The following is a 13,916-nucleotide window of genomic DNA, read 5'->3' on the forward strand; positions in this document are numbered from 1 at the left end:
TTAGCCGAGCGCCTCTAGCCGAGCGCCTCGAGTAACGCCTGATTCTGCTCGGGCGTGCCGATGGTAATGCGCAGAAACTGCTCGATACGCGACTGCTTGAAGTGACGCACGATCACGCCCTGCTCGCGCAGTCCGGCGGCGATGGTCGCCGCGTCGCGTTGCGGGTGGCGCGCAAAAATGAAGTTCGCCGCCGAAGGCAGAACCTCGAAGCCGCGCGCCTGCAACGCCGCGGTCACCTTTTCCCGGCTGTCGATAACCTGCCGGCAGGTCCGCTCGAAGTATTCGCGATCCTCGAAGGCAGCGGCCGCTCCGGCAATAGCGATGCGATCCAGTGGATAAGAGTTGAAGCTGTTCTTGATGCGTTCCAGCGCCTCGATCAGCTCCGGATGGCCGACCGCCAGACCAACCCGCAACCCGGCCAACGAGCGCGACTTGGAGAGCGTCTGGGTCACCAGCAGGTTCGGGTAACGATCGACCAGGGCAATTGCCGACTCGCCGCCAAAATCGACATAGGCCTCGTCGACCAACACGACGGACTCGGTATTGGCCTGCAACAGCCGCTCGATCGCGTCGAGCGGCAACAGGCAGCCGGTCGGCGCGTTCGGGTTGGGGAAGATGATGCCGCCGTTCGGTCGCTGGTAATCGGCGACGTCGATCTGGAATTGCTGGTTCAACGCGATAGTTTCGTAGGCGATGCCGTACAGCCCGCAGTAGACCGGATAGAAGCTGTAGCTGATATCAGGAAACAGCAACGGACGGCCATGCTGGAACAGCCCATGAAACGCGTGCGCCAGCACTTCGTCGGAACCATTACCGACGAATACCTGGGTCGGCTGCACATTGTAGTAGTCGGCTACAGCCTGCTTGAGGCGCTCACCATTGGGGTCCGGATACAGGCGCAGGCCATCGTTGATTTCCGCCTGCATCGCAGCGATCGCCCGCGGCGACGGGCCGTAGGGGTTCTCGTTGGTGTTGAGCTTGACCAGCTTGTTCAGCTTGGGTTGCTCGCCTGGCACATAGGGCACCAGGTCCTTGACGAAGGGGCTCCAGAACTTGCTCATCCGCCCTTCTCTCCTCGAATGTGGTCGGTTTGCCGTAGGGTGGAAAACCGCGAAGCGTTTCCCACTTGCCACGTTGGCCAGCGGTGGGCAAGCAAAGCGTTGTCCACCCTACGATCTGACTTGTCGCTTGCAGCTTGAAGCTTGCCGCTAGCCTTTGATCCGGTACTCGGCGCTGCGCGCATGCGCAGTCAGCGATTCGCCGCGCGCCAGGACCGACGCCACCTTGCCCAAGGTCGAGGCCCCCTCGGCCGAGCAGTTGATGATCGACGAGCGCTTCTGGAAGTCGTATACGCCCAGCGGCGAAGAGAAACGTGCAGTCCCGGAGGTCGGCAGCACGTGGTTGGGGCCGGCGCAATAGTCGCCCAGCGCCTCGGCGGTGTAGCGTCCCATGAAGATCGCTCCGGCATGGCGAATCTGCGGCAGCCACTGCTCCGGATCGGCGACCGAAAGCTCCAGATGTTCAGGGGCGATGCGGTTGGCCACCTCGATGGCCTGCTGCATGTCGGCCACCTGGATCAGCGCGCCGCGACCTTCGATGGAGGTGCGGGCGATGTCGGCACGCTCCAGCGTCGGCAGCAGGCGGGCGATGCTCTCGGCGACGCGATCGAGGAACGCGGCATCCGGGCTGACCAGGATCGATTGCGCATCCTCATCGTGCTCGGCCTGGGAGAACAGATCCATGGCGATCCAGTCCGGATCGGTCTGGCCATCACAGACCACGAGGATTTCCGATGGCCCGGCAATCATGTCGATGCCAACCTTGCCGAACACGTGACGCTTAGCGGTAGCGACGTAGATGTTGCCCGGCCCAACGATCTTGTCCACCGGCGGCACGCTCTCGGTGCCGTAGGCCAACGCCGCGACGGCTTGCGCCCCGCCGATGGTGAAGACCCGGTCGACACCGGCAATGCAGGCCGCAGCCAACACCAGCTCGTTGACCTCGCCACGCGGCGTCGGCACCACCATGACCACCTCCGGCACGCCGGCGACCTTGGCCGGAATGGCGTTCATCAGCACCGAAGACGGATAGGAAGCCTTGCCGCCCGGCACGTAGAGGCCGGCGCGATCCAGCGGCGTGACCTTCTGACCGAGCACAGTGCCGTCGGCCTCGGTGTAGGTCCAGGAGTCCTGTTTCTGCCGCTCGTGATAGCTGCGCACGCGCTCGGCAGCGATTTCCAGCGCCTCGCGCTGCTCCCGGGTGATGCGCTCGAGCGCCTGTTCCAGACGCGCGCGCGGCAGGATCAGATCGGCCATGGAGGCGACTTCCAGCGCGTCGAAACGCTGGGTCAGCTCGACGACCGCTGCATCGCCGCGCTCGCGCACGGCCTTGATGATCTCCAGCACCCGCGCGTTAACGCCGTCGTCGGAGACGCTTTCCCAGCTCAGCAGATGGTCCAGATGACGAGCGAAGTCGGCATCGGCAGCGTTGAGTCGGCGAATGGCGGAGGGAGCGGTCATAGCGGGCCTCTTGGTTGGCTAGGCATCGGAAGCAGCCGGCTTCGTTGCAACCGCACGAAGCGCAGGCCGGGCTCTCAGGCGCCGCTAGAATATCAAGCCCACCGTGCGGGCACCTGAGAATTTCAGCTATGGCACGAATAGGCAGGCGCGGCCGCAGCCGCGTGAGATATCAATGCTGATGTTGCTCAACGGCCGCGTGCAGCGTATCGATCAGCGCCTGGATGCGCGCGTGCTGCATCTTCATCGAAGCCTTGTTCACCACCAGACGCGAGCTGATGGTGGCGATCAGTTCCTGGGGCTCCAGGCCATTGGCACGCAGCGTGTTGCCGGTGTCGACCACGTCGATGATCTTGTCGGCCAGCCCCACCAGTGGCGCGAGCTCCATGGAGCCGTACAGCTTGATGATGTCGACCTGACGACCCTGCTCGGCGTAATAGCGCTTGGCCACGTTGACGAACTTGGTCGCCACACGCAGACGCCCCTTTGGCTCCGGCGCGCCGACCTTGCCGGCGGTCATCAACTTGCAGTTGGCGATCTTCAGGTCGAGCGGCTCGTACAGCCCCTGGCCACCGTACTCCATCAGCACGTCCTTGCCGGCGACGCCAAGGTCGGCCGCACCATGCTCGACATAGGTCGGCACGTCGGTGGCACGGACGATGAGCAGACGCACGTCATCCTGGGTGGTCGGGATGATCAGCTTGCGGCTCTTGTCCGGATTCTCGGTAGGCTCGATGCCCGCGGCAGCGAGCAGTGGCAGCGTGTCATCGAGAATGCGGCCTTTGGACAGGGCGATGGTGAGCATGGAGCGTTTTCCTTGAACGGCAACGGCCAACCTTGAGCGGCGACCATGTGACCAACTGCGATCTCGCGTAGCAGATCGCTATCAGCCGGGAACGCGGCGAATCTTCGCCCCGAGCAACTGCAGCTTCTCCTCGATGCACTCGTAGCCACGGTCGATGTGGTAGATGCGATCGATCAGCGTATCGCCTTCGGCCACCAGACCGGCGATCACCAGGCTCGCCGAAGCGCGCAGGTCGGTCGCCATGACCGGAGCACCCTTGAGATGATCGACGCCGGTGACGATGGCAGTGTTGCCCTCGACGAGGATCTGCGCACCCATGCGATTCATCTCGTAGACGTGCATGAAGCGGTTCTCGAAGACCGTTTCGATGACCGTACCGGTGCCCTCGGCGATGGCATTGAGCGCGATGAACTGCGCCTGCATGTCGGTGGGAAACGCCGGGTACGGCGCGGTGCGGACGTTGACCGCCTTCGGCCGCTTGCCCTTCATGTCCAGTTCGATCCAGTCGCTGCCGGTATCGATGTGCGCGCCCGCCTCGACCAGCTTGTGCAGCACGGCTTCGAGCAGCGTCGCGTCGGTATCCTTCAGGCGCACGCGACCGCCAGTGGCTGCAGCGGCGACCAGATAGGTGCCGGTCTCGATACGGTCGGGCATCACGCTGTAACGACCACCACCGAGGCGCTTGACGCCGTCGATGGTGATGGTGTCGGTGCCGGCACCGGAGACCTTGGCGCCCATGGCATTGAGGAAGTTGGCCAAATCGACCACCTCCGGCTCACGCGCGGCGTTTTCCAGCACGCTGCGACCGTTGGCCAGCGCCGCGGCCATCATGATGTTCTCGGTACCGGTCACACTGACCGTATCGAAGAAGAAGTGTGCGCCGCGCAGGCCACCGGCCGGGGCCTTGGCCTTGATGTAGCCGCCTTCGACGTCGATCTGCGCGCCCATGGCCTCGAGACCGCGGATGTGCAGGTCGACTGGCCGCGAACCGATGGCACAACCACCGGGCAGCGCGACCTCAGCCTCGCCGAAACGCGCGACCATGGGGCCGAGCACGAGGATCGAGGCGCGCATGGTCTTCACCAGCTCGTACGGCGCGACCAGGGTCTTGATGCTGCTGGCGTCGACTTCGACACTGAGCTTCTCGTCGATGACAGGCTGCACGCCCATACGACCGAACAGCTCGATCATCGTGGTGATGTCGTGCAGGTGCGGGAGGTTGCACACCGTAACCGGAGTATCGGCCAGCAAGGTGGCGGCCAGAATCGGCAGAGCGGAGTTCTTTGCACCGGAAATGCGAATCTCGCCATCGAGGCGAATGCCGCCGGTAATGATCAGTTTGTCCATGGAGATTCCCGTAAGCCGCAGGCTCGAAGCACTGTCGAAGGGGGCGGCGCGGTCATCGAGACGCGCTCTGCCTGGAATGATTGGTTGCGCGGGCCTAAGCCGATCAGGCGCGCGCGGCCCAGTCTGTGCGACTGAAGAACTTCATGGTGACGGCGTGGATGCTGCCGTCGGCGATCCATGGGTTGAGGTGAGCGTAGATCTGTTGCTGACGCTTCACCGGGCTCAGGGCGGCCAGCTCATCACTGATCACGTTGAGCTGGAAGTTGCAGCCTTCGCCTTCCACTTCCACCTGGGCTCCCGGAATCTTCGCTTCCAGGAAATTCTTCACTTCTAGGGCCTGCATGTTCTACCTCGATCGGGCGCAGGACGCGCACGGGCCGGCCATCATACAAAAAAGCCCGAAGGCTGCGAACCCCGAACCTCGCGCGCAGATCTCAATCCAGCGTTTCGGCCCCCTGATCGCGCTCGCGCCGCTGCCGCGACAGCCCGCTGTCGCTCTGCACGGCCGGGAAGCGCGAGGAGGCAAAGCGCACCACCAGGATCGCCAGCGCCAGCAGCAGGATCGCGCCGGACACATAGACCACGCCCATGTCCGGACGGTGGTGATGGGAAATATCGGAAATCAGCAGGCGGGTCAGTGCGGTGATCGCCACATAGATAAGGAAGCGCACCGGCATGTGGTTGGTCTTGAAATAGATCCCGACCATCGCGCCCAGCTCGAGATAGATGAACAGCAGCAGGATGTCATCTATCGATATGTGGCCCTTCTCGACCATGCCGAGAAAGGCCATGACCGCAGCCCAAGCCGTCACTGCGCCGATGGCAAACAGCGCCAGGTAGTGGAAGCTCTCGACCAGCAAATTGCCAAGCGATTCAGCGAGCCCATGCACGCCATCGCGCAGGTTTTCCGCCCAGCGCAGTTTCATACGGCTGTCTCCTTGTCAGACCGGGGAAGCGTCCAGCGGCAGGATATCCATAAGGCCGGACACCCTGGCGATCTTCTGCATGTCGTCCGGCAAACCAGTGACACGCAGCTCGACGCCAGCCGCCCTGGCATCGCGCATGAAAGCCAGAAGCAGCGACAGCCCGACACTACTGGAGCGCTCCACGGCGGAGCAATCGAGCGTCAGCGGCGAGCGGCCGCCAGCGATCAGCGACCGGCCGGCTTCACGCAAGGCCGGTCCACTGCGGTAATCCAACACGCCGCGCAGGCGCAGTTCGGCCTCGCCAGAGCGCTCGATCTGCGCCTCACTCATCACCAGCCGCCTGCTGCCCGGCTTCGGTTTCCTTCGCCCGCGCCACCACTTCGGCCCAGCCATCGATGGTCTTGTCCAGATCGCCGCCGTTCTTCTGCATCGAGTCGGCGAACTGGTCACGGAACAGCTTGCCTATGTTGATGCCATTGATGATCACGTTGCGCACGCGCCACTCGCCATCGTTGACCATGGTGTAGGACACCGGATAGATCTCGCCCTGCCGCCCCACCACTTCCATGCCGACACTGGTGCGCTTGGGGTCCTGCTTGCCGCTGGGCGGCAGCACGCGAATCTGCTGGTTGTTGTACTCGAGCAAGGCATTGCCATAGAACTGCATCAGGCTGCGCTTGAAGTTTTCCTGAAAACGCTTCATTTGCTCGGGCGAGGCATTGCGCGAGTACTTGACGGTCATGATGCTGCGAGAGATGCCGTCCGCATCGACTACCGGACCGAGAATCTCATTGAGCGAATCGTAGAACGCCGACGGATCGTTACGGTACTGCTCCTTGTTGGCCTTCAGGTCGGCCAGCAGTTCGTCGGTGGTCTTCTGGATCACCTGATGCGCGCTCAGCGCGGCATGGGAGAACATGGGCAATACGGCCAGCAGAACCAGCAGGCCGCAACGCAGGGCAGTCATCATTCGCTTCTCCTTTACTCTTTATTAACCGAATTGAGCAGGAACTTGCCGATCAGGTCCTCGAGCACCAGCGACGACTGGGTGTCCTGGATGGTATCTCCGTCCTTCAGCACCTCTTCCTCCCCGCCCACGCTGATGCCGACATACTTCTCTCCGAGCAGGCCGGCCGTCAGGATCGAGGCCGTGGAATCGGCCGGCAGGATGTTCACATCCTCCTGGATTTCCAGGGTCACCCGTCCGGTATAGCTGTCGCGGTCCAGATCGATCGCGGTGACCTTGCCGATGGTTACGCCAGCCATGGTCACCTTTGATCGGACCGTCAATCCGGCGATATTGTCGAAATAGGCATACAGCTTATAGGTATCGGTGTCGGCCACGCTCAGCCCGCTGACGCGCAGCGACAGCAGCAGCAGGGCCAGCAGGCCGGCGAGCAGGAACAGGCCGACGCCCATCTCCAGAGTGCGGATACGCATCAGAAATCTCCAAACATCAATGCGGTCAAAATGAAGTCGAGCCCAAGCACCGCCAGCGAGGCGTAGACCACGGTTCGGGTCGTGGCGCGACTGATCCCTTCGGAAGTCGGCTCGCAGTCGTAGCCCTGGAAGACAGCGATCCAGGTCACGACGAAGGCGAATACGACGCTCTTGATCACGCCGTTGAGCACATCCGAATGAAAGTCGACACTGTTCTGCATGTTGGCCCAGAACGAGCCTTCGTATACGCCGAGCCAGTCAACGGCGACCATCGCTCCGCCCCAGATGCCGACCACATTGAAGATCAGCGTCAACAACGGCAGGGAAATGAAACCCGCCCACAGGCGCGGCGCGATGATGTATTTCAGCGGGTCGACACCGATCATCTCCAGGCTCGACAACTGCTCGGTTGACTTCATGTTGCCGATCTCGGCCGCCAAGGCCGATCCGGCGCGACCGGCGAACAGCAATGCAGTCACTACCGGCCCCAGCTCACGCAGCAGCGTCAACGCGACCATCTGCCCGACAGCCTGCTCGGAGCCGTAGCTGCTGAGGATGTTGTACCCCTGCAGCGCCAGCACCATACCGATGAAGATACCGGACACCACCACGATAGCCAGCGACAGCACCCCCACCGAATAGAGCTGCTTGACCAGCAGGGAAAATCCGTTGCGCAGCCCGCTGCGACCGAACAGGGCGTGCATGAGAAAAAGCGTCGAGCGCCCCAACGCCGCCACGACATCAAGACCGGCACGCCCGAGCAGAGCAATCCGATCCAACAGCGAACGCTTACGCATCACCACCTCCCAGCAGATCATCAGCGTAGGCCGGCGCAGGGAAATGGAATGGAACCGGGCCATCTGCCGAACCTTTCATGAACTGCCGGATACGCGGATTATCCGATTCCATCAGCTCCGCCGGCGTACCCTGCCCCAGGACCTGGGCATCACCCACGACATAGATGTAATCGGCGATGGAGGCAGTCTCTGCCAAGTCGTGCGACACCACGATACTGGTTATTCCCAGCGCATCGTTGAGCAGCCTGATCAGGCGCACCAAGACCCCCATCGCGATCGGGTCCTGTCCGGCGAAAGGCTCGTCATACATCAGAATCTGCGGATCGAGGGCAATCGCCCGCGCCAGCGCAACACGTCGCTTCATGCCGCCGGACAGCTCGTCCGGCATCAGCTCGATGGCGCCACGCAAGCCGACGGCCTGCAGCTTCATCAGCACGATGTCGCGAATCATTTCGTCCGGCAGCCGGGTATGAACGCGCAGCGGGAATGCGACGTTCTCGAACACATCGAGATCGGTGAACAGCGCACCGCTCTGGAACAGCACGCCCATCTGCTTGCGCATGTCGAACAGCTCGCTGCGCGAGAGGCTCGGCAGGTTCTGCCCGGTCACCCAGACCTCACCGCGCGAAGGCATCAGCTGGGCGGCGATCAGCCGCAGCAGCGTCGTCTTTCCGCATCCCGACGGCCCCATGATGGCCGTTACCTTCCCTCGCGGAATGGCGATATCGACGTTATTGAAGATACTCCGCTCGCCGCGCATGAAGGTTACTCCCTTCAGCTCGACCGCGTAGTCGTTGCAGGCGCTCATCTGGTCTCCTTGCATGCAGTCTGCGAAACAGACGGCTCCCGATGACGCCGGGATACTTTCTGCCCTGACCGTTTTCGGCGGCGCACTATAGCACCGCGCCCGAAAGCGCCCAACCGAGGAGCGCTTCCAGCAATGACCTGGTGGCGACTCGTTCAGCTTCGGTTCAGCCAACAATGATCGAATCGACCGAACTTCGCCGAGCAGCACCGACATTTTCGATGAGCCACAGACGGTTTCTCGCTATAATCCACGCCTTTTAATCGGACGACCCCGCCAGCCATGAGCCAGAGCAGCCAACTGATCGAAACCGCGCAACGCACCATTCGCCTGGAAATCGAGGCAGTAGAGCAGCTGAACGCACGGATCGATGCCTCTTTTGTCAAGGCATGCGACCTGATCCTTGCGTGCAAGGGCCGGGTCGTCGTGGTTGGCATGGGCAAATCCGGCCACATCGGCCGCAAGATCGCAGCCACCCTGGCTAGCACCGGCACCGCCGCATTCTTCGTGCATCCCGCCGAGGCAAGCCATGGCGACATGGGCATGATTACCCAGGACGATGTCGTTCTTGCCCTGTCCAACTCCGGCACCACCAGCGAGATCGTCACGCTGCTGCCACTGATCAAGCGCCTTGGCATTACCCTGATCAGCATGACCGGCAACCCCAACTCGGTATTGGCCAAGGCCGCCGCGGTGAACCTGGATGCCAGCGTGGCCATCGAGGCCTGCCCGCTGAACCTCGCACCGACCTCCTCCACCACCGCCAGCCTGGTGCTCGGCGATGCCCTGGCAATCGCCCTGCTCGAGGCCCGCGGCTTCACCGCCGAGGACTTCGCCTTCTCCCACCCCGGCGGCGCACTGGGCCGGCGCCTGCTACTCAAGGTCGAGCATGTGATGCACACCGGCGGTCGCCTGCCCAAAGTTCAACGCGGTACCTCACTGCGCGACGCACTGCTGGAGATGACTCAGAAGGGGCTGGGCATGACGGTGATCGTCGAGGCCGATGGCCGCCTGGCCGGCATTTTTACCGACGGCGACTTGCGCCGCGCGCTGGACAAGGGCGTGGACGTGCGCGAGACGCGTATCGATGAAGTCATGACCGTCCACGGCAAGACCGCCAATGCCGAGATGCTGGCAGCCGAGGCATTGAAGATCATGGAAGACCACAAGATCAGCTCGCTCGTGGTGATCGATGAGCAGGAGCTACCCATCGGCGCGCTGAACATGCATGACCTGCTGCGTGCGGGGGTCATGTAATGCACGAACATCTTCTGCAGCGCGCACGCGACATCCGCCTGGCCATTTTCGATGTGGATGGCGTGCTGACCGATGGCCGCCTGTACTTTCTCACCGACGGCAGCGAATTCAAGACTTTCAATACGCTGGACGGCCACGGCATCAAGATGCTGATCAACTCGGGCGTACGCACCGCCATCATCAGTGGCCGCAAGACGCCTGTGGTGGAGCGACGAGCACAGAACCTGGGCATCCAGCACCTGTATCAGGGTCGCGAAGACAAGCTGGTGGTGCTTGACGAGCTGCTGGCCGAACTCGGGCTGAACTACTCTGAAGTGGCCTATCTGGGCGACGACCTGCCCGACCTGCCGGTGATTCGCCGGGTTGGCCTCGGCATGGCTGTGGCCAGCGCCGACAGCTTCGTCCGCGAGCATGCCCACGGCGTTACCCAGGCCCGCGGTGGCGAGGGTGCGGCGCGTGAGTTCTGCGAACTGATCATGCGCGCGCAGGGCACTCTGGCCGCCGCGCAAAACGCATATCTGTAGAGGTCTGCATGCTTCGCAAAATGCGCTTCGCTGTCCTGCTTACACTGATCGCCGCCCTGCTGGTGGCGGTCGGCTACTGGAACATCCGCCCGGAAAGTTTCATGCAGGAGCCATCCGTCGCCAGCGGCGCAACGCCTGATGTCGACTTCTACGTGATCAATTCCCGCACGGTGCAATATCAGCCCGACGGCAAGCGTAACTACGAACTGACCGCAGACAAGCTCGAGCACATCAAGGCGAGCGACATCAGTCTGCTGACCAAGCCGGATCTGCTGTCCTATCGCGGCACCGAACTGCCGTGGCACGTGCGTAGTGAGCGCGGCGAAGTATCGGCCGAAGGCGACGAAGTGCTGCTGATCGATCAGGTCAAGGTCGAGCGCACCGATGCCAAGGGCCGCCCGACGATCCTTACCACCAGCCGCCTGACGGTGTGGCCGGAGAAGGATTATGCCGAGACAAAGCAAGCCGTTAGAATCGAGGCCGCCAATGGCGTGACCACGGCAACCGGCATGAAAGCGTACATGGATGACGGCAGGATGCTCCTGCTGTCCAACGTAAGAGGCCAGCATGAGCTGCGTTAAGACTCTCCCCCTCCTGCTCGGTTTGAGCGCATTCTGGCTAGGCGCCAGCGCGTGGGCGCTTCCCGAGGACCGTGAACAGCCAATCCGCGTTCAAGCCGACACCGCCGAGCTGGACGACCGACAGGGCGTGGCGGTCTACCGCGGCGACGTGGTCATCACCCAGGGCACGATGAAGATCACCGGCGACACGGTGACCATCACTCAGGACGAGAACGGCGACGTCGAAGTCTTCACCTCCATCGGCAAACCGGCCTACTACGAGCAGAAGCCTGCGGCGGACAAGGAAATCGTCAAAGCCTACGGCCTGACCATCCAGTACTTCGCCGCCAACGAGCGGATCGTGCTCATCGATCAGGCCAAGGTCGTTCAGGAAGGCAACACCTTCGAAGGCGAGAAGATCGTCTATGACACCCGTCGCCAGATCGTCAATGCTGGCCGCGCCACCAACGCCGATGTGACCACGCCGCGCCCACGTGTGGACATGGTCATCCAGCCGCGCAAGAACGGGCAGGCAGCGGAGCAGGCGGAGTAATGGCCGTCCTCAAAGCCCAGCATCTGGCCAAGAGCTACAAGAGCCGCCAGGTCGTCCGTGATGTCAGCCTGTCCATCGAAAGTGGGCAGATCGTCGGCCTGCTCGGCCCCAACGGGGCTGGCAAGACCACCTGCTTCTACATGATCGTCGGCCTGGTGAATGCCGACCAGGGTCGAGTACTGATCGATCAGAACGACGTGACCCATCTGCCGATGCACGGTCGCGCGCGCGCCGGGATCGGCTATCTGCCGCAGGAGGCCTCGATCTTCCGCAAGCTCTCGGTCGCCGACAACATCATGGCGATTCTCGAGACCCGCAAGGATCTGGACCGTAGCGGCCGCCAGCAGGCGCTGGAAGGCCTGCTGCAGGAGTTCCACATCAACCATATCCGCAACAGCCTCGGCATGAGCCTGTCCGGCGGCGAGCGTCGCCGCGTGGAGATCGCCCGTGCGCTGGCTACTGCGCCCAAATTCATCCTCCTCGACGAACCCTTCGCTGGCGTCGATCCGATATCGGTGGGCGACATCAAACAGATCATCCACCACCTCAAGGCCAAGGGCATCGGCGTACTGATCACCGACCACAATGTCCGTGAAACCCTGGACATCTGCGAAACCGCCTACATCGTCAACGATGGCCAGCTGATCGCCGAGGGCGACGCCCAAACAATCCTGAGCAACCAACTGGTCAAGGAAGTCTATCTGGGCCACGAATTCCGTCTGTAGAGCCGTTTTTTTTGCGCAGCTCGGCAAATCGGCCCTAGGCAAAGGCTTCCTCGGCAGGCATATAATTTGCTTTCTGTTGGCGCCTGGCGCGCCACATGTCGGAACGGGCGCGGTTGCGCCGGCATAAAAGGTTTGAAGTCCTCTGCCATGAAACCATCGCTAGTCCTGAAGATGGGCCAGCAGCTGACGATGACACCGCAGCTGCAACAGGCCATACGCCTCCTCCAGCTATCCACCCTCGATCTGCAACAGGAGATCCAGGAAGCGCTGGATTCGAATCCCATGCTCGAGCGCGAGGAAGACGGCGACGACTTCGACAGCTCCGACCCGATGGCCGAAGCTGCTGACCGCCCAGCTGAGGCCACCAGCGAGAAAAGCGCCACACAGGACAGCACCTACGACGAGCCATCGCACGGCAGCGAAAGCCTCGATGACGCTGACTGGGGTGAACGCATTCCCAGCGAGCTGCCGGTCGACACCGCCTGGGAGGACATCTACCAGACCAGCGCCAGCAGCCTGCCCAGCAACGATGATGACGAGTGGGACTTCACCAGCCGCACGTCATCTGGCGTCAGCCTGCAGAGCCACCTGCTCTGGCAACTCAATCTCGCGCCGATGAGCGATACCGATCGACTGATCGCCACCACGCTGATCGACTGCATCAACGATCAGGGCTATCTCGAAGAGTCGCTCGAGGAAATCACCGACTCGTTCGACCCAGAACTGGAGATCGAACTCGACGAAGTCGAAGTCGTGCTGCACCGCATCCAGCAGTTCGAACCCGCCGGGATCGGCGCGCGCGATCTGCGCGAATGCCTGCTGCTGCAACTGCGTCAGCTGCCCGAGCGCACCCCCTGGTTGAGCGAAGCGCAGCGTTTGGCCAGCGATTACCTGGATGTCCTCGGCAGCCGCGACTACAACCTGCTGATGCGCCGGATGAAGCTCAAGGAGGACGAGCTACGCCAGGTGATCGAGCTGATCCAGACGCTCAACCCGCGCCCGGGTTCTCAGATCGAAGCGAGCGAGCCGGAATATGTGGTGCCTGACGTGATCGTCCGCAAGCACAACGACCGTTGGCTGGTAGAGCTGAACCAGGACGCCATGCCACGCCTGCGCGTCAATGCGCAGTACGCCAGCTTCGTCAAACGTGCCGATTCCAGTGCCGACAACACCTTCATGCGCAACCAGCTGCAGGAAGCACGCTGGTTCATCAAGAGCCTGCTCAGCCGCAATGAAACGCTGATGAAGGTCGCCACGCAGATCGTCGAGCACCAGCGTGCATTTCTCGAGCATGGTGACGAGGCCATGAAACCGCTGGTGCTGCACGACATCGCCGAAGCGGTGGGCATGCACGAGTCGACCATTTCGCGCGTGACGACCCAGAAATACATGCACACACCGCGCGGCATCTACGAACTCAAGTACTTCTTCTCCAGCCACGTCAGCACGGCAGAAGGCGGGGAATGCTCGTCCACCGCGATCCGCGCGATCATCAAGAAGCTGGTGGCGGCGGAAAACCAGAAAAAGCCGTTGAGCGACAGCAAGATCGCTGGTTTACTGGAAGCGCAGGGCATTCAGGTAGCCCGCCGCACAGTCGCCAAATACCGGGAGTCGCTCGGTATCGCGCCATCCAGCGAGCGCAAACGATTACTGTGATCGGC

At 62.3% G+C, this 13,916-nt stretch carries 17 protein-coding genes; 6 read left to right on the forward strand and 11 right to left on the reverse strand.

Annotation, left to right across the window (positions count from 1 at the left end):
* Positions 1-14 precede the first annotated feature (14 nt).
* The 11 genes from hisC to ACX1DW_RS12255 all read right to left on the reverse strand — a co-directional run bounded on the left by hisC (position 15) and on the right by ACX1DW_RS12255 (position 8,639).
* Positions 15-1,061, reverse strand: coding sequence for a histidinol-phosphate transaminase (gene hisC / locus ACX1DW_RS12205; protein ID WP_200600145.1), 1,047 nt, complete (start codon positions 1,059-1,061; stop codon positions 15-17).
* A 147-nt stretch (positions 1,062-1,208) separates the two neighbouring features.
* Complete coding sequence (gene hisD / locus ACX1DW_RS12210) at positions 1,209-2,519, reverse strand: histidinol dehydrogenase (RefSeq protein WP_102840577.1); 1,311 nt, start codon at positions 2,517-2,519, stop codon at positions 1,209-1,211.
* Positions 2,520-2,688: 169 nt separating this feature from the next.
* Complete coding sequence (hisG, locus tag ACX1DW_RS12215) at positions 2,689-3,321, reverse strand: ATP phosphoribosyltransferase (protein ID WP_079328445.1); 633 nt, start codon at positions 3,319-3,321, stop codon at positions 2,689-2,691.
* Positions 3,322-3,402: 81 nt separating this feature from the next.
* Positions 3,403-4,668 (reverse strand): UDP-N-acetylglucosamine 1-carboxyvinyltransferase, encoded by a 1,266-nt coding sequence (gene murA, locus ACX1DW_RS12220; protein ID WP_063544432.1) that lies wholly within the window; start codon positions 4,666-4,668, stop codon positions 3,403-3,405.
* Between the two features lie 103 nt (positions 4,669-4,771).
* Positions 4,772-5,011 (reverse strand): BolA family protein, encoded by a 240-nt coding sequence (locus tag ACX1DW_RS12225; protein ID WP_011912231.1) that lies wholly within the window; start codon positions 5,009-5,011, stop codon positions 4,772-4,774.
* Between the two features lie 91 nt (positions 5,012-5,102).
* Entirely contained in the window at positions 5,103-5,594 is a 492-nt protein-coding gene (locus tag ACX1DW_RS12230; RefSeq protein WP_102840576.1) for a phosphate-starvation-inducible protein PsiE, read from the reverse strand.
* A 15-nt stretch (positions 5,595-5,609) separates the two neighbouring features.
* Entirely contained in the window at positions 5,610-5,924 is a 315-nt protein-coding gene (locus ACX1DW_RS12235; RefSeq protein ID WP_102840575.1) for an STAS domain-containing protein, read from the reverse strand.
* The gene (locus ACX1DW_RS12240) at positions 5,917-6,564 is read right to left on the reverse strand and encodes an MlaC/ttg2D family ABC transporter substrate-binding protein (RefSeq protein WP_200600147.1); all 648 of its coding nucleotides are present in this window, start codon (positions 6,562-6,564) and stop codon (positions 5,917-5,919) included. The genes ACX1DW_RS12235 and ACX1DW_RS12240 overlap by 8 nt, the downstream gene beginning before the upstream one ends.
* An 11-nt stretch (positions 6,565-6,575) precedes the next feature.
* The gene (gene mlaD / locus ACX1DW_RS12245; RefSeq protein WP_063544424.1) at positions 6,576-7,034 is read right to left on the reverse strand and encodes an outer membrane lipid asymmetry maintenance protein MlaD; all 459 of its coding nucleotides are present in this window, start codon (positions 7,032-7,034) and stop codon (positions 6,576-6,578) included.
* Complete coding sequence (gene mlaE, locus ACX1DW_RS12250; RefSeq protein ID WP_102840572.1) at positions 7,034-7,831, reverse strand: lipid asymmetry maintenance ABC transporter permease subunit MlaE; 798 nt, start codon at positions 7,829-7,831, stop codon at positions 7,034-7,036. The genes mlaD and mlaE overlap by 1 nt, the downstream gene beginning before the upstream one ends.
* Positions 7,824-8,639, reverse strand: coding sequence for an ATP-binding cassette domain-containing protein (locus ACX1DW_RS12255; protein WP_063544419.1), 816 nt, complete (start codon positions 8,637-8,639; stop codon positions 7,824-7,826). Before ACX1DW_RS12255 ends, mlaE begins: the two co-directional genes overlap by 8 nt.
* Before the next feature lie 279 nt (positions 8,640-8,918).
* Between ACX1DW_RS12255 and ACX1DW_RS12260 the strand changes: the two genes are divergently transcribed.
* From ACX1DW_RS12260 to ACX1DW_RS12285, 6 genes are all read left to right on the forward strand, one after another.
* Entirely contained in the window at positions 8,919-9,893 is a 975-nt protein-coding gene (locus tag ACX1DW_RS12260) for a KpsF/GutQ family sugar-phosphate isomerase (RefSeq protein ID WP_063544417.1), read from the forward strand.
* Complete coding sequence (locus tag ACX1DW_RS12265) at positions 9,893-10,417, forward strand: KdsC family phosphatase (protein ID WP_063544415.1); 525 nt, start codon at positions 9,893-9,895, stop codon at positions 10,415-10,417. The genes ACX1DW_RS12260 and ACX1DW_RS12265 overlap by 1 nt, the downstream gene beginning before the upstream one ends.
* An 8-nt stretch (positions 10,418-10,425) precedes the next feature.
* The gene (lptC, locus tag ACX1DW_RS12270) at positions 10,426-10,998 is read left to right on the forward strand and encodes an LPS export ABC transporter periplasmic protein LptC (protein ID WP_063544413.1); all 573 of its coding nucleotides are present in this window, start codon (positions 10,426-10,428) and stop codon (positions 10,996-10,998) included.
* Complete coding sequence (gene lptA, locus ACX1DW_RS12275; RefSeq protein ID WP_063544412.1) at positions 10,985-11,530, forward strand: lipopolysaccharide transport periplasmic protein LptA; 546 nt, start codon at positions 10,985-10,987, stop codon at positions 11,528-11,530. Before lptC ends, lptA begins: the two co-directional genes overlap by 14 nt.
* Positions 11,530-12,255: an LPS export ABC transporter ATP-binding protein gene (gene lptB / locus ACX1DW_RS12280; RefSeq protein ID WP_063544410.1), complete on the forward strand. Its 726-nt coding sequence runs from the start codon at positions 11,530-11,532 to the stop codon at positions 12,253-12,255. Before lptA ends, lptB begins: the two co-directional genes overlap by 1 nt.
* A 147-nt stretch (positions 12,256-12,402) precedes the next feature.
* Entirely contained in the window at positions 12,403-13,911 is a 1,509-nt protein-coding gene (locus ACX1DW_RS12285) for an RNA polymerase factor sigma-54 (protein WP_200600148.1), read from the forward strand.
* Positions 13,912-13,916 lie beyond the last annotated feature (5 nt).

Source organism: Stutzerimonas sp. KH-1, assembly GCF_054483855.1.